The 14842-nt window shown below is 72.7% G+C and carries 16 protein-coding genes; 11 read left to right on the top strand and 5 right to left on the bottom strand.

The genetic code is table 11. The annotated features are described in order from the left end of the window. Nucleotides 1-42: 42 nt before the first annotated feature. Together IRZ18_04760 and IRZ18_04755 are read right to left on the bottom strand one after the other, a co-directional pair. Entirely contained in the window at nucleotides 43-432 is a 390-nt protein-coding gene (locus IRZ18_04760; protein ID MBX5476419.1) for a 6-carboxytetrahydropterin synthase, read from the bottom strand. Nucleotide 433: 1 nt separating this feature from the next. Continuing rightward, nucleotides 434-1054, bottom strand: a complete 621-nt coding sequence (locus IRZ18_04755) for a 7-carboxy-7-deazaguanine synthase QueE (protein ID MBX5476418.1) — start codon at nucleotides 1052-1054, stop codon at nucleotides 434-436. 130 nt (nucleotides 1055-1184) lie between these two features. On the opposite strand from IRZ18_04755, the gene IRZ18_04750 reads away from it, so the two are divergent. The 4 genes from IRZ18_04750 to IRZ18_04735 all read left to right on the top strand — a co-directional run bounded on the left by IRZ18_04750 (nucleotide 1185) and on the right by IRZ18_04735 (nucleotide 5062). After that, nucleotides 1185-2006, top strand: coding sequence for an ATP-dependent Clp protease proteolytic subunit (locus IRZ18_04750; GenBank protein MBX5476417.1), 822 nt, complete (start codon nucleotides 1185-1187; stop codon nucleotides 2004-2006). 26 nt (nucleotides 2007-2032) lie between these two features. Then, complete coding sequence (locus IRZ18_04745; protein ID MBX5476416.1) at nucleotides 2033-3190, top strand: PQQ-dependent sugar dehydrogenase; 1158 nt, start codon at nucleotides 2033-2035, stop codon at nucleotides 3188-3190. A gap of 98 nt (nucleotides 3191-3288) precedes the next feature. Continuing rightward, nucleotides 3289-4077 (top strand): electron transfer flavoprotein subunit beta/FixA family protein, encoded by a 789-nt coding sequence (locus IRZ18_04740; protein MBX5476415.1) that lies wholly within the window; start codon nucleotides 3289-3291, stop codon nucleotides 4075-4077. A 16-nt stretch (nucleotides 4078-4093) separates the two neighbouring features. Beyond that, nucleotides 4094-5062, top strand: a complete 969-nt coding sequence (locus tag IRZ18_04735) for an electron transfer flavoprotein subunit alpha/FixB family protein (GenBank protein ID MBX5476414.1) — start codon at nucleotides 4094-4096, stop codon at nucleotides 5060-5062. A 120-nt stretch (nucleotides 5063-5182) separates the two neighbouring features. Here the strand turns inward: IRZ18_04735 and IRZ18_04730 are convergent, their stop codons facing one another. Together IRZ18_04730 and IRZ18_04725 are read right to left on the bottom strand one after the other, a co-directional pair. After that, nucleotides 5183-5320, bottom strand: coding sequence for a hypothetical protein (locus IRZ18_04730; GenBank protein MBX5476413.1), 138 nt, complete (start codon nucleotides 5318-5320; stop codon nucleotides 5183-5185). Nucleotides 5321-5327: 7 nt separating this feature from the next. Then, a complete protein-coding gene (locus IRZ18_04725) occupies nucleotides 5328-6545 on the bottom strand; it encodes a M20 family metallopeptidase (GenBank protein MBX5476412.1) in 1218 nt (405 codons plus the stop codon). Between the two features lie 119 nt (nucleotides 6546-6664). Between IRZ18_04725 and IRZ18_04720 the strand changes: the two genes are divergently transcribed. From IRZ18_04720 to IRZ18_04710, 3 genes are read left to right on the top strand one after another with little or no spacing between them, the layout of a single operon-like run. Next, complete coding sequence (locus tag IRZ18_04720; protein ID MBX5476411.1) at nucleotides 6665-6904, top strand: hypothetical protein; 240 nt, start codon at nucleotides 6665-6667, stop codon at nucleotides 6902-6904. Then, complete coding sequence (locus IRZ18_04715; GenBank protein ID MBX5476410.1) at nucleotides 6901-7191, top strand: DUF503 domain-containing protein; 291 nt, start codon at nucleotides 6901-6903, stop codon at nucleotides 7189-7191. Before IRZ18_04720 ends, IRZ18_04715 begins: the two co-directional genes overlap by 4 nt. A 23-nt stretch (nucleotides 7192-7214) precedes the next feature. After that, the gene (locus IRZ18_04710; GenBank protein MBX5476409.1) at nucleotides 7215-7616 is read left to right on the top strand and encodes a hypothetical protein; all 402 of its coding nucleotides are present in this window, start codon (nucleotides 7215-7217) and stop codon (nucleotides 7614-7616) included. Between the two features lie 67 nt (nucleotides 7617-7683). Here the strand turns inward: IRZ18_04710 and IRZ18_04705 are convergent, their stop codons facing one another. Next, nucleotides 7684-8637 carry a threonine/serine dehydratase gene (locus IRZ18_04705; GenBank protein MBX5476408.1) on the bottom strand — a complete coding sequence of 318 codons (954 nt, stop codon included), beginning with the start codon at nucleotides 8635-8637 and terminating at the stop codon, nucleotides 7684-7686. A gap of 243 nt (nucleotides 8638-8880) precedes the next feature. Here IRZ18_04705 and IRZ18_04700 point away from each other — a divergent pair, with 243 nt between their 5' ends. The 4 genes from IRZ18_04700 to IRZ18_04685 form a co-directional block, all read left to right on the top strand. Beyond that, nucleotides 8881-10629 carry a long-chain fatty acid--CoA ligase gene (locus IRZ18_04700; protein MBX5476407.1) on the top strand — a complete coding sequence of 583 codons (1749 nt, stop codon included), beginning with the start codon at nucleotides 8881-8883 and terminating at the stop codon, nucleotides 10627-10629. 11 nt (nucleotides 10630-10640) lie between these two features. Beyond that, on the top strand, nucleotides 10641-11273 hold the full coding sequence (locus tag IRZ18_04695) for a TetR/AcrR family transcriptional regulator (protein ID MBX5476406.1): 633 nt from the start codon (nucleotides 10641-10643) through the stop codon (nucleotides 11271-11273). Next, on the top strand, nucleotides 11270-13618 hold the full coding sequence (locus IRZ18_04690; GenBank protein ID MBX5476405.1) for a 3-hydroxyacyl-CoA dehydrogenase/enoyl-CoA hydratase family protein: 2349 nt from the start codon (nucleotides 11270-11272) through the stop codon (nucleotides 13616-13618). The genes IRZ18_04695 and IRZ18_04690 overlap by 4 nt, the downstream gene beginning before the upstream one ends. A 583-nt stretch (nucleotides 13619-14201) precedes the next feature. Further along, a partial coding sequence (locus IRZ18_04685) for a hypothetical protein (protein MBX5476404.1) occupies nucleotides 14202-14842 on the top strand: 641 nt, incomplete at its 3' end.

The raw sequence follows: 14842 nt of genomic DNA, 5'->3' as shown, positions 1-14842 counted from the left end.
ATGGGCGCGGGGGGTTGGTTGTGTGTTTTTGCGCGTCCCCCGTCACCGCGCGCCCGCCCCCCGGTCCTCGCCGTCCGGGATGTACGTCGCGCCGGCGTCCGGCGTCTCCCACACGGTGAGCCGCGCGAGGCGCCCGCCCATCGCCGCGAAGCGGGGCGCGAGCGTCTCGTAGAGCCACTGCGAGATCCGCTCCGCCGTGGCGTTGTACCCTTCCGGCAGGACGTCGTTGATGTGGCCGTGGTCGGGCAGGACCTCGTCCAGCGCCCGCTTCACGTCCGCGAAGTCGATGGCCAGGCCGATCTCGTTCAGCCGCGGGCAGTCGATCTCCACCTCCGCCACCCAGCGGTGGCCGTGCAGGCGGGCGCACTTGCCCGGGTGGCCCTCCACGATGTGCGAAGCGTCGAAGTGACGCCGGACGGTGAGACGGTACATGTCAGTCCAACCCCAAGAACTTGTGGATTTGCACGGAAAGGCGCCACTCCGGGTGACGCCTCAGGATCTCCAGGGCCTTGGCCACGAACTGCGGCTTGTTTCCCTCCGGCTGCAGGGAGACGGTGCAGCCCGGCAGCGGCGTGACCCGGTCTTCGGTGAAGGCGTCGTCGACGACGTACTTCAGCTCGTCGACGAGCGGCCGGAGCCGTTCGGCGATGGCGTAGGTGGGCGGCTTGGGCGACACGGTGCGCCAGTCCACCTCTTCCACCCACGGCGCGTGGAAGCGGCCGCTCGTCTCCACCTGGACGAAGTGGCCGCGCGCCTTGAGCCCGCGCACGAAGGCGAGCATCGCCGGCTTGGGCTGCTGCAGCGGCTCGCCGCCGGTGAGGACCACGTTCGGCGTCTCGATGCGCTCGTAGATCTCCTCGAGCGACATGGGCGTGCCGCCGGAGAAGTCCCAGGTGTACTTCGTGTCGCACCATTCGCAGCCCACGGAGCAGCCCTGGAACCGCACGAACGTGCAGAGGTACCCCGCCCTCACGCCCTCGCCCTGGATGGACGTGAAGATCTCGCTGACGCGAAGGCGGACATCCGTGGCCAATGCGCGCTCGTTCATCATCATCAGTACATTACCCCAACGGCGCGGGACTGGCCACGAAGCGCGCGCCAGGGCCCGAACGACGGCGCGAGGTATGCCCGCGTCCGGCTTCGGCCGACACTAGGCGCAGCACATCCTGACTCGGGGTGACGCCGTGGGCGGCCTCTGGAACTGGTTCTGGCTTCTCGTCTTTCTCTGGTCCCTGGCTCCGCTGTACCGGCAGCGGCTCCTTCACCAGAAGCGCGTGCAACTGATCCGCGCCATCGAGCGGAGCCGGGGATCCCGGCTCATCAGCCTCATCCACCGCCAGGAGTCCGTGAGCTTCCTCGGCATCCCGATCTCCCGCTACATCACGATCGAGGACTCGGAAGAGGTGCTCCGCGCCATCCACCTGACGCCCGAGGATGTGCCCATCGACATGATCCTGCACACCCCGGGCGGCCTCGTCCTCGCCGCCGAGCAGATCGCCCAGGCGCTGCGCCGGCACAGGGCGCCCGTCACCGTCTTCGTGCCGCACTACGCGATGTCCGGCGGCACGCTGATCGCCCTGGCGGCGGACCGCGTCGTCATGGATCCGAACGCCGTGCTCGGGCCGGTCGACCCGCAGCTCGGCAACTACCCGGCCGTCTCGCTGCTGCGCGCCGTGCGCGAAAAGGGGCGGGACAAGGTCGACGACCAGACGCTCATCCTCGCGGACATCGCCGAGAAGGCGGTGGCGCAGGTGCAGGAGTTCGTCGTGCGGCTGCTTGAGACCAAGATGCCGAAGGAAGAGGCGGAGAAGGTCGCGACGGTGCTCACCCACGGCAAGTGGACGCACGACTACCCGATCGACTGCGACCAGCTCCGCGCGCTGGGCCTCGACGTGAACTGCGAGATGCCGGAGGCCGTCTACCGTCTGATGGACCTGTACCCGCAGCCGGGCGGGCGGCGGCCGTCGGTGCAGTACATTCCGGTGCCGTACACCCGCGAGCGGTAGTAGCATGGGCTCGGAGGTGAGGGGCCGTGCGGGAGCGCTGGCTGTGGTTCGGCGCGCTCGTGCTCGCGGCCGTGGCCGTCTTTGCGGGCTTGCGCTGGGCGCGCCTGGACAACCGCCTGGGCGGGCTCCCCAGCGCCCCGAACACGCCCGCGCAGGTGGGGGTGGGGGTCTGGCCCTCGGAGCAGGGCTCCGTCCCGCCCGGCGACGACCCGGACCGCTTTGTCCGTTCCACGTTCGCCCAGGGGCTGGCCCAGCCGACGGCGATGGCGTTCGGCCGGGACGGCACGCTGTACGTGACCGAGCTTGTGGGGCGCGTCGTCGCGTTGAAGGACACGGATGGCGACGGCGCCGCCGACCAGACGTCCGTCTTCGCCGACGGGCTGACGGATCCGCTCGGCGTGGCCGTGCTGCGCGCCGGCGACCTCGTCGTCTCCCAACGCGGCCGGCTCACCCGCCTGCGGGACACGGACGGCGACGGCGCCGCCGACCAGCGCGAGGACATCGTCACCGGCCTGCCGGTGGGACGCCATCAGAACGACAACGTCGTGCTGGGGCCGGACGGGCGCCTCTACTGGGGGCAGGGCTCGCGCAGCGACCACGGCGAGGGCGGGATCGTGCCGTACGAGGCGTCGATCCTCAGCGCCACCCCTGACGGCAACGACGTGAGGGTCGTGGCCACGGGGCTGCGCAACCCGTACGGCCTGGCGTTCGACGCGAAGACCGGCGCGCTGTACGCGACCGACAACGGCCGCGACGTCCCCGACAAGGGCGTGCCGGACGAGCTCAACCTGATCGAGACGGGCGGCGCCTACGGCTGGCCCGACTGCTGGGGAGCCGGCCAGGGGACGCACTGCGACGGCACCAAGCTGCCGCTCGTCCTTCTTCCCCCGCATTCGTCCGCGGACGGGCTGGCCATCTACCGCGGCGACGCGTTCCCCGCCGAGTACCAGGGTGCGGCGTTCATCGCACTGTGGGGCGCGAACGACGGCGATCCGCGCGTGGGGCGGCAGGTCGTCGTCGCCTTCCCGCCGAAGGCGGAGGGCCGTCCCTGGTCCGTGCAGCCCTTCGCGACGGGGTTTGCGCACCCTCTCGCCGTGGCGGTGGGGCCCGACGGCGACCTGTATGTGGCGGACATGGGGGCGAACACGATCGTCCGCTTCCATCCCTCGGGCGCGTCGCGCTGAACCGCGGTCTATCCGCGGCTTGAGGCCGCGGGTACACTGGTAGCGGTGCCTGCGGCGGCGGGACCCATCCGCCGCCGGAAGAAGGGAGCGTGCCCACCATGCACGTGGTGGTGTGCATCAAACACATCCTCGACCCGGAAATGCCGCCGGCCAGCTTCCGCATCGCGGAAGACGGGCGTTCGCCGGCAGAGGCCGGGTTGCCGCGCGCGATCGGGCCGTTCGACCAGAACGCGCTTGAGGTCGCGCTGAAGCTCAAGGACGCGCAGCCGGACACCCGGATCACGGTGATCACCGCCGGCCCGGCGGAGGCGAACGAAGCGCTTCGGAAGGCGCTCGCGCTGAACGCGGACCGCGCCGTGCGGGTGGACCTGGAGCGCCTGCCGGGGCCGGACTCGTCGACGGTCGCCGAGATTCTCGCGGCGGCCATCCGGCGCCTGGACAGCGCGCCGGACCTCATTCTCGTCGGCCGCCAGTCGGGCGACTGGGACCAGGGCGTCGTCGGGCCGGTGCTGGCGGAGAAGCTCGGCGCGGCGTTCGTGGGCCTCGGCTACGCGGCGGAGATCGCGGACGGCGGCGTCGTCATCACGCGGCAGGTCGACGACGGCATCGAGCGCGTGCGCCCCAAGAAGACGGCCGTCGTCACCGTCACGAACCACGAGTCGAACGTGCTGCGGCTGCCGAAGTTGAAGGACGTCGTGGCCGCGCACCGCAAGCCCATCGAAGAGATCCCGGCGGCGGAGCTGGGCGTGCCGCTCGACGATGCGGCCGTGGAAGCCGTGGCGCTGGCGATCCCGCAGCGGGAGGCGCGCTGCGAGTTCCTCGAAGGCGAACCGGAAGAGATGGCGGCAGCGCTCGCGGAGCGGATCCGGCGCTGGCTTTCCGCGTAAGGAGGCGGACCCACTCATGGCGGACGTATACGTGCTCATCTTCGCGCCGGGCGGCGCGACGGCCAAGGCGGCCCTGGAGCCGCTCGGCGCCGGCCGCGGCCTGGCGCAGGCGCTGAACGCGAAGCTCGTCGGCGTGGTGGTCGGCGCCGGCGCGGACGCCGCGGTGGAGGCCGTGCGCCGGCGCGCGGACGCGGTCGTTCACGTATCCGGAGACGCGCTGCAGTCGTACGACGTGGACGCGTTCACGGCGGCGGCGCAGCAGGCGCTCGAAGGGCGGGACGCTCGCGTCGTGCTGGCGTTGGCCGACTCGATCGGCCGCGAGGTCGCGCCGCGCCTGGCCGCGCGGCTCGGCGGCAGCCCGCTGACGGAGATCAGCGACGTCGCGGTGGAGGACGGCCGCCCGGTGTTCAGCCGGCCCGTCTTCGGCGGCAAGGCGGTGGCGAAGCTCGTCGGCCGCCGCGACCCCGTCGTGGCGACGGTCAAGGCGGGCGCGTTCGAGGCTCCTGCGGAGGGCCAGGCGGAGGCCGCCGTGGAGACGCTCACGGCGGCTGCCGTGGAGCCCTCGGTGGAGGTGCTCGGCCGCGAGGCCGCGCCGCAGACCGGCGTGCCGCTCGACGCGGCGCCGGTCGTCGTCTCCGGCGGTCGCGGCGTCGGCGGCCCGGAACCGTTCCAGAACGAGCTCAAGCAACTGGCCGACCTCCTCGGCGGCGCGGTCGGCGCCTCGCTCGCGGCGGTGGACGCCGGCTGGGTGCCGCAGTCGTACCAGGTCGGCCAGACGGGCACGGCGGTGGCCCCCACGGTGTACATCGCGGTCGGCATTTCCGGCGCCAGCCAGCACCTGGCCGGCATCAGCGGCGCCAAGCACGTGGTGGCGATCAACAAGGACAAGGAAGCGCCGATCTTCCGCGTGGCGGAGGTCGGGCTCGTCGGCGAGTGGAAGCCGATCGTCGACGCGCTCGTCAAGGCGCTGCAGGCGGGGAAGTAGGCGGGAGCGGTCCGCGGCGGCCGGCCTTGCCGTCGGCCCGATCGCGGTCCCGCATGAGTGGCTCGAGCGGCGCGGCCCCCGGAGCTCGGGGCGCCGCGCCGCGTCGTCGGTGGCCGGCGGTCAGTCGTGCCGGCTGAGCACGGCGACCACCAGAAACCCGGCGCCGACGCCGATCAGCGAGCCGGCACCCGCGTGGCCGGTGAGCACGCCCAGGCCGGTGCCGATGAGGATGCAGCCGACGAACGCGTACCAGCGCACCTGAGGCTCACCTCGTTTCATGGAGACGCAGGGCGAGCTCCGCCACGAGCGCCGCCCGCTGCGGCATGGCGTCGAGGGCCACGTGTTCATGCAGCGCGTGCGCCCCGTCGCCGACGGCGCCGAGGCCGTCCAGCGTGGGCACGCCGAGGGCGGCGGTGAAGTTGCCGTCGCTGCCGCCGCCCGTGCCGCTCGCCGCGACGTCGAAGCCGAGCCCGGCGGCGACCTCCTTCGCCAGGGCGAACAGGTCGCGCGTCATCCGTTCCTCGAGCGGCGGCCGGTTGAGCCCGCCCGTGACCGTCACCGCAAACCCCTCGGCGTGGGGGCGCAGTCCGCGGATCGCCCGCTCCAGGCGTTCGGCCTCCTCAAGGGTCATCACGCGGAAGTCCACCTCCGCCGCGGCGAATTCCGGGACGACGTTCGACCGCGTGCCGCCGGAGACGACGCCCACGTTGACGGTCGTGCCGCGTTCGTAGTCGGTCAGCCGCTCCAGTTCCAGGATATGGCGCGCGAGTTCGACGATCGCGTTGCGGCCCGCGGCGTGGTCGCCCCCGGCGTGGGCGGACCGCCCCCGCACCTCGACGCGGAAGTCCCCGACGCCCTTGCGCCAGGTCTTGAGCGCGCCCTCCGGGCCCATCGCCGGCTCCAGCACGAGCACGGCGCGGCTCGCGCGCGCCTCCTCCTCGATCCGTGCGCGGGACCGCTCGCTGCCGACCTCCTCGTCGCTCGTGCAGAGCAGGATCACGGGCGGCCGCTCCTCTGGGCGCGTGTGGGCCGCGAGCGCCGCCAGGGCGTAGAGGCCCTGGACGAGCCCGGCCTTCATGTCGAAGGAGCCGGGGCCGTGGAGGCGCCCGCCCTCGATGCGAAGCGGCATGCGTTCCAAGGTGCCGAGCGGCCAGACGGTGTCGAAGTGGGCGAGCAGGAGCACCGGGCGGCCGGTGCCGGACAACGCCATGCGCACCATGGGGCCCGCCGGGTCGGGCAGCTGTTCCACGGCCACCCCTGGAATCGCCCGGCCGCGCGGCACAAGCCAGTCGGCGAAGCGGTGCAGCGCTTCGGCATCGTCCGACGGGGACTCCAGTTCCACCGCGCGGCGAAGGGTGTCGACCATCTCGTCCTGGCGGGCGTTCAACCATTGCAGGATGGCGCTCATCGGGCACGTCCCTTCCGGTGCTATCGTACAAGGGAGACGAATCTCGGAGGTGCATTTCCGTGGCGGTGACGGCATTCCTCTATCCCGGGTGAACCTCCTGCCGCAAGGCGAAAGCGTGGCTTTCGCAGAACGTCGGGACCTTCACGGAGCGGCACATCTTCGACGAGCCGCCGTCGCGCGAGGAACTGGCGGCGGTGGCGCGCCTGCTGCCGGGCGGCGCGCGCGACCTGCTCTCAACGCGGAGCACGCGCTACCGGGAACTCGGGTTCGCGGAGGATCCGGCGCGCATCCCGGCGAACGACGACGCCCTGCTCGACCTGCTTGCCGAGGAGCCGCGCCTGTTGCGGCGGCCGATCGTCACGGACGGCCGCGCGGCCGTCGCGGGCTACGACGAAGCCGCGTTGCGGGCAGCCTTCGGCCGGGAGCGGGCGTGATCGTCGCGGTCGCGGAGGTGCGCGTCCGCCTGCCCTTGGCGGCCTCGCTCAAGGACCGGCGCCGGGCTCTTGACGGGGCGCTGCAGCGCATGCGGGCGCGTTTTCCGATCGCCGTGGCGCAGGTGGAGCTGGGCGACGACCCGCACTGGGCCACCCTCGGCATCGCGGCCGTGGCCGGCGGGCGCCGCCAGGCCGAAGCCCTGAGGGACGAGGCGCTGCGTCACCTGGAGCGGCTCCTGGATGGCGAAGGTGTCGAACTTGTGGAAATCCGGCGCGACACTCTGTGATTCGCGCACATGGGGGCACTGCGATGACGTTGAGAGGAAATTACGGAACGCGGGCGGAGGACCCTCAACGGCGCACGGAGGCGCTCCTGGAAGAGCTGTTGCGCCGGCTGGCGGCGCAGGAGGAACGGCTGCGCCGGTTGGAGGAGGACGTGCAGGGACTGCGCACCGATGTCCGGCTCCTGCTCCAGGACAACCGGCTGCGCGCTCACGCGGCGGACCCGCGGGACGACGCGAGCGCCCTGCGCCAGCAACTGCGCGGCGTGCGGGACGACATCGCGCGCGTCCACGCCGAGATCAGCGACTTCCAAGCCGAGTTGAACCGGCGCTTTGACCGTCTGGAGCGGGACGTGGAGGCGCAGGGCCAGACGCTGGCCCGTCACGGGCTCGACGTGCAGATGCTGAAGCAGCTCGGCGGGCTGGGCTGACGGCCCGGCGAGGCGCCGCCGCCCAGGCCGCGGGCGCGCCCGCGCGGCCGGGCACCCGCGGCCCGCGCTACGGGGCCGTCTCCAGCGCGCGCGCCAGCACGGCCGGATCCACGTTGCCGCCGGACAGCACGCACACCACGCGCTCGCCGGGGCGCACGCCCCGCCCGTTGAGGGCGGCGGCCACGCTCGTCGCGCCGGACGGCTCGACGACGAGCTTGGCCGTCAGCGCGAGGCGCGCCATGGCCTGCAGGATCTCCTCGTCGCAGACCGTGACGATCTCGTCGACCTTTTCCTGGATGATCGGGAAGGTGAGCCGGCCGGGCGCGAGCTTGCGAAGGCCGTCGGCCACGGTCTCCGTGCGCGGCAGCGTCACGGGGCGGCCCGCTGCCCGGGACTGCTGGTGCGCGTTGGAGCCTTCCGGCTCCACGCCGACCAGCCGCACGCGCGGCGCGCGTTCCTTGATCGCCGTGGCGATGCCCGCCAGCAGCCCACCGCCGCCGAGGGGGACGAGCACCGCCTCCACCTCGGGGCAGGCTTCGAGGATCTCCAGCCCGATCGTGCCCTGGCCGGCGATGATGTCCGGGTCGTCGTACGGCGGCACGAACTCCAGCCCTCGCTCCGCGGCGAGGTCGTACGCCTTCGCGAAACGCTCCGCGCTGGTCCGGCCGCAGTGGACGACCTCCGCTCCGAACGTCCTCGCCGCCGCCACTTTGGGCGGGGCGGCGTCCTCGGGCACGACGACGACCGCAGGGTATCCGAACGCCCGCGCGGCGTAGGCGAGCGCCTGGCCGTGGTTGCCGGAGGATGCCGTAATGACGCCGCGCAGCGGGGCGCCGGAGCGGGCGAGGACGGCGAGGCGGTTCACCGCGCCGCGGAGCTTGAAGGAGCCGGTGCGCTGCAGGTTCTCGGCCTTCAGCCACAACTTCAGTCCGGCCGTCTCCCCGAGCGTGCGCGCGGAGACGAGCGGCGTCTCGACGGCGAGGCCGCGGATGCGGTGGCGGGCACGGGCGACGTCGCGCAGGGTGACGGCCGGCGAGGCGGCGCTCTCCGGCGGGGCGGCGGTTTCGTTCACGGGACAGTCCTCCTCGATCCGGCGATGGGACGCATGTCCTGATCTCGTCGCTTCCAGTGTAAAGGTTCGTCGCGCGGCGGGAACGGCCGCTCCGGAAGGAAGCGCGGAGGCCCGGCGCGAATACTGTGCCTTTAAGTGAATGAACGTTCATTCAGTCCGGGAAACGGCGAAGGGGATGTCGATGCCATGTCGATCGCAGCGCGCCGGCCCTGGCTTGAGCATTATCCAAAGGAGGTTCCGCCGTCGCTCGATTACCCCGACATCCCGCTGCCGCGTTTTCTTGAAGACGCCGCGCGGGACTACCCCCGGCGCGTCGCCACGATCTTCTTCGGCGCGCGGCGCACATACGCGCAGATCCGCGACGAGGCGCGCCGCCTGGCGGTGGCGCTCGGCCGGCTCGGCGTGCGGCCGGGCGACCGCGTGGCGCTCATCCTGCCCAACTGCCCCCAGGCGGTGGCCGCGCACTACGGCGCGCTCCTGGCGGGGGCGGTCGTCGTCTGGGTCAACCCGCTCTACACCGTGCGGGAGATGGTGCACCAGCTGAACGACAGCGGCGCGCGCGTGGCCGTGGCCCTGGACCTCGTCCACCCGCGCCTCGCGGAGGCCCGCCCGCAGACCGGACTGGAGACGGTGGTGTACACGAGCATCCGCGATCGCCTGCCGTTCCCGCTCAACCGGCTGTACCCGCTGAAGGAGAAGCTCCCCGAGATTCCGTACGGACGCGGCACGCTCCGCTACGACGAGCTCTGGCGCGCCGTCCGCCCGGAAGAGGCGGAGCGGTCGTTGCCCGGGGAGAGCCTTGGCCGCGACGACCTCGCCCTGCTCCAGTACACGGGGGGCACCACGGGCGTCGCCAAGGGCGTCATGCTCACGCACGGCAACCTCGTCGCGAACACGCTCCAGACGGAGGCGTGGCTCTACCGCTTCAAGCGCGGGGAGGGCGTCACGCTGGGGGTCCTGCCCTTCTTCCACGTCTACGGCCTCACCACGGTGCTCCACTACGCCGTCCGGCAGGCGGCGACCATCGTCCTCATTCCCCGGTTCGACGTCAAGGCGATGGTCGACGCCATCGAGCGTTACCGCCCGCAGATCTTCCCCGGGGCGCCGACGATGTACGTGGCCATCAACCGCTTTCCCGGCATCGAGAAGCGCGACCTGTCCTCGATCGACGCGTGCATCAGCGGGTCGGCGCCGCTGCCCCTGGAGGTGCAGAGCGAGTTCGAGCGGCTGACGGGCGGCCGCCTCGTCGAGGGCTACGGCCTTTCCGAAGCATCGCCGGTCACGCACTGCAACCCGCTGTGGGGCGAGCGCCGCCCCGGCTCCATCGGACTGCCCTGGCCGGACACCGACGCCCGCCTCGTCCACCCGGACACGGACGAGGAGGTGGGCCCGGGCGAGGTGGGGGAGCTCTGCGTGCGGGGTCCGCAGGTGATGAAGGGCTACTGGAACCGCCCGGACGAGACGGCCATGGTGCTGAAGGACGGCTGGCTGCGCACGGGCGACCTCGCCACGATGGATCCCGACGGGTACTTCCGCATCGTGGACCGCAAGAAGGATGTCATCATCGCCGGCGGCTTCAACGTGTACCCGCGGGAGGTGGAGGAGGTCCTCTACCAGTTGCCCGCGGTGGAGGAGGCCGTGGTGTTCGGCGTGCCGGATCCCTACCGCGGCGAGACGGTGAAGGCGGTGATCAAGTTGAAGCCCGGCCACGCGCTCACGGCGGAGGAGGTCGAGCGTCACTGCCGGGCGCAGCTCACGGGTTACAAGGTGCCGCGGATCATCGAGTTTCGTGAGGAACTGCCGAAGAGCGCGGTCGGCAAGATCCTGCGGCGCGTCCTCGTCGAGGAGGCGCGGCGGCAGGCCGGGCTCGGGGAGGCGGGCCGGGCGGCGCCGGAGGAACCCGGGCCGCCATCCTCCGGAGAGGAGCGCAGGACGTCTTGAGTTTGAGCCACATGCGCCGGGGCGCGCCGGACCGCTACCAGGAGATCCTGGACGCGGCCGAGCGGGTCATCGCCCGGCAGGGGTATTCGGGCGCGCAGGTGTCGCGCATCGCCGCGGAGGCGGGCGTGGCCGGCGGCACCGTGTACCTGTACTTCGCGAACAAGAAGGATCTGTTGATCTCGCTCTTTCGGGAGCGGTTCGGCCGCTTCATCGAGGCGCTCGACGCGTCGCTGGCCGAGGCGGCGTCGGCGCCGGACGCCCTCGAGCGCCTGGTCCGCGTGCACCTCGCGATGCTCGCCCACCGCCCGGAACTGGCGGCCGTGACGCAGATCGAGATGCGCCAGTCGGATCCGGAGATCCGCCGGGGCATCGACGAAGCGATCCAGCCGTACTTCGAACGCATCGAGGCGGTGCTGCGGCGCGGCATCGAGGAGGGGTGCTTCGACCGTGACATGGACCTGCGCGTGGCCAAGCGCATGATCTTCGGCACCGTCGACCAGTGCGTGACCGCGTGGGTGATGTCGGGCTACCGGTACGACCTGGCGTCGCTCGTGGAGCCGGTCTGCCGCCTGCTCGTCCGGGGGTTGGGCGGCCCGGCCGGCCGCGGCGTCGACGGGGCCAACGTGAAAGGAGCGAAGCCATGACGACGTTCCCTCCCATTCGCAGGGCGGTGGTGCTGGGCGCGGGCGTGATGGGCGCGCAGATCGCGGCGCACCTTGCGAACGTCGGCGTCGACTGCGACCTTCTGGACATCGACCGCGACCTGGCGGTCAAGGGTCTCAAGCGGCTGACGGAGCTGAAGCCGTCCCCTCTCTATGAAGAGTCGGCGCTGCTCCGCATCCGTCCCGGCAGCTTCGAGGAGGATCTCGGTCGCGTGGCCGGGGCGGACTGGGTCGTCGAGGCGATCGTGGAGGACCTTGAGGCGAAGCGGGCGCTCTGGAAGCGGGTCGAGCCGCACCTGCGTCCCGGCGCCATCGCCTCGACGAACACGTCGGGCATCCCGATCGCGGCCATCGCGGCCGCGCTCGGCGACGAGGCGCGCCGCGCCTTCATGGGCACGCATTTCTTCAATCCGCCGCGGTACATGAGGCTCCTGGAGCTGATCCCGGGCCCGGACACGGACCCGCAACTCCTCGAGCGGATGCGGAAGTTCGCCGAGCTGCGCCTCGGCAAGGGCGTCGTCGTCGCCCACGACACGCCGAACTTCATCGCCAACCGGCTCGGCACGTACGCCACGCAGGTCACCATTGAGGAGATGCGGGCGCGCGGCCTGAGCGTCGACGCCGTCGACGCGATCACCGGCCCGGCGATGGGCCACCCGAAGAGCGCGACCTTCCGCACGCTCGACCTCGTCGGCCTCGACACCTACGTCCACGTGGCGGGCAACGTGCGCCGCCAGGCGGCCGACGAGGACGAGCGGCGCGCGTTCGAGGTGCACCCGGCCGTGGCGGCGATGGTCGAGCGCGGCTGGCTGGGCGAGAAGTCCGGCCAGGGCTTCTACCGCCGGCGCAAGGACGCGTCCGGCAACACGGTGATCGAGGCGCTGGACCTCGACACGATGGAGTACCGCCCGCGGGAGAAGCCGCGCTTTGCGTCCGTCGGCGCGGCGCTGAAGGCAGAAGACCCGGTCGCCCGGGCACGGGCGCTGCTGGGCGGCGGCGACGAGGCAGCCGCGTTCGCGTGGGCCGTCACGCGGCGCCTGCTCGCCTACGCCGCGCGCCGGTTGCCGGAGATCGCGCCGGACGTGGCGAGCGTCGACCGCGCCATGCGCTGGGGCTTCAACTGGGAGCTGGGGCCTTTCGAGCTCTGGGACGCGCTGGGCTTCGAGCGGACGGCCGAGCGGCTGGAGGCGGAAGGCGAGCGCCTGCCGGACTGGATCACGGCCATGCGCAGGGAGGGGGCGACGTCCTTCTACCGCACGGCGCCCGACGGCACGCCGGAATGCTACCACCCCGGGCGCGGCTACGGCCCGCTGCCCGGCGGCGCCGGTTTCCCGAGCGTCGCGGTGCTCCGCCGCGAGCGGGCCGTCTGGCGCGCGCCGGACGCGACGCTGGTGGACCTCGGCGACGGCGTGGCGGCGCTGGTGCTCCACGGCGCGAAGGACGCCATCGGCCCCGACACGGCGTCGGCGTACAACCGCGCGCTGGACGAGGTGGAACGCGGCTGGCGCGGCCTCGTGCTCACCGGCGCGAATGAGAACTTCTGCGTCGGCGCGAACCTCATGCTGGTCCTCATGGCCGCGCAGGCCGGTGCCTGGGACCAGGTGGAGCGCGCCGTGCGCGACCTTCAAGAGGTCAACCAGCGCGCCAAGACGTTCCCCAAGCCGATCGTGGCGGCGGCGCACGGCATGACGCTCGGTGGCGGGGCGGAGCTCCTGATGGCGGCGCCGGCCGCGCAGGTCGCGGCGGAGTCGTACGTCGGCCTCGTCGAGGTGGGCGGCGGCGTCATCCCCGCCGGCGGCGGGGTCAAGGAGCGCTGGGTGCGCGCGCTGGCGAGCGTGCCGCCGGGCGCCGCCCTCGACCTCAACCCGCTCGCGCACTGGGTGTTCGAGACCATCGCGCTCGCGAAGGTCTCGACGAGCGCGGCCGAGGCGCGCCAGCTGGGCTACCTGCGGCCCGAGGACGGCATCAGCGTGAACCGCGAGCGGCTGCTGGAGGACGCGAAACGTCGCGTGATCTTCCTCGACGAGCAGGGCTACGTCCCCCGCGCCACGCCGCCGGTGCCGGTGGCCGGGCGGGAGGGCAAGGCCCAGATCCAGCTGGCCGTCGACGAGATGTGGCGCGCCGGGCGCATCAGCGACCACGACCGGCTCATCGCGCGGCGCCTCGCGCACGTGCTCTGCGGCGGCGACGTGCCGGCCGGCACGCTGGTCACGGAGGAGCGCATCCTGGAGCTCGAGCGCGAGGCGTTCCTCAGCCTCTGCGGGGAGCCGAAGACGCAGGACCGCATGCGGCACATGCTCGAGACCGGCAAACCGTTGCGCAACTGACAGGGCGGGCGCGGGGCGCAGGAGCGGAACACGCCGGCGTCCCGCGCCGCGGCACCCGGATGGGAGGCAGGCTACGATGGAAAGCGCGTTTGTGGTGTCCGGCGCGCGCACGCCCATCGGCAAGGCCGGCAGGGGCCGGCTCCGCGCGCTCACGCCGGTGGACCTCGCGTCGACAGCGATCGCCGAAGCCGTGCGCCGCGCGGGCGTCGCGCCGGAAGACGTCGACGACGTGATTCTGGGCTGCGCGATCCCTGAAGGCGAACAGGGGCTGAACATCGCGCGGGTGGCCGCCCTGAAGGCGGGGCTGCCGACGGGCGTGCCGGGGGTGACGGTCAACCGCTTCTGCGCCTCCGGCCTGCAGGCCGTGGCGATGGCGGCGCAGGCGATCGCCACGGGCGCGGCCGACGTGGTCGTGGCCGGTGGCGTGGAGAGCATGAGCCGCGTGCCGATGGTCGGGTTCACGCCGTCGCCGCACCCGGACCTGGTGGAGTCGTGGCCGGAGGTCTACATCTCGATGGGCCAGACGGCCGAGGAGGTGGCGCGCCGTTACGGCGTGAGCCGCGAGGACCAGGACGCGTACGCGCTGGAGAGCCACCGGCGGGCGGCGGCGGCGATCGCGGCAGGCCGGTTCCGGGAGGAGATCGTGCCCGTGCGCGTGCCCGCGGCCGACCTCGCCCGGCCGGCGCTGCCGACGGGCCTGCGCACGGGGGTGGCCGCCGCCTACCGCGCGGCGGGCGGGCCGCTCGCGTGGGCGATCGGCGCGGACGGGGCGGCCGGCGCGGCTGCGGCGGGCGCGGGGTCCGTCGCGGGGACGGCGGTCGCGCCGCAGGAAGCCGAAGCGTGGGTCACCGTCGACACCGACGAGGGCGTCCGCCCCGACACCTCGCTTGAGGCGCTCGCGCGCCTGCGGCCCGCGTTCCGCGAGGGCGGCACGGTGACGGCCGGCAACGCCTCGCAGACCAGCGACGGCGCGGCCGCATTGGTGCTGGTGTCGGAACGCTACGCCCGCGCGCACGGCCTCAAGCCGCGGCTCCGCATGAGGAGCTTCGCCGTGTCCGGCGTCGACCCGGAAGTGATGGGCATCGGCCCCGTGCGGGCCGTCCCGAAGGCGCTGGAGCGGGCCGGCGTGCGGCTCCAGGACGTCGACGCGATCGAGCTCAACGAGGCCTTCGCCTCGCAGACGATCGCCGTGATCCGCCAGCTGGAGCTGGACCCGGCCATCGT

The organism is Clostridia bacterium (assembly GCA_019683875.1).
Classification (GTDB): Bacteria; Bacillota; Sulfobacillia; order RBS10-35; family Bu92; genus Bu92.
This window is presented reverse-complemented; position numbering and strand designations above follow the sequence as displayed.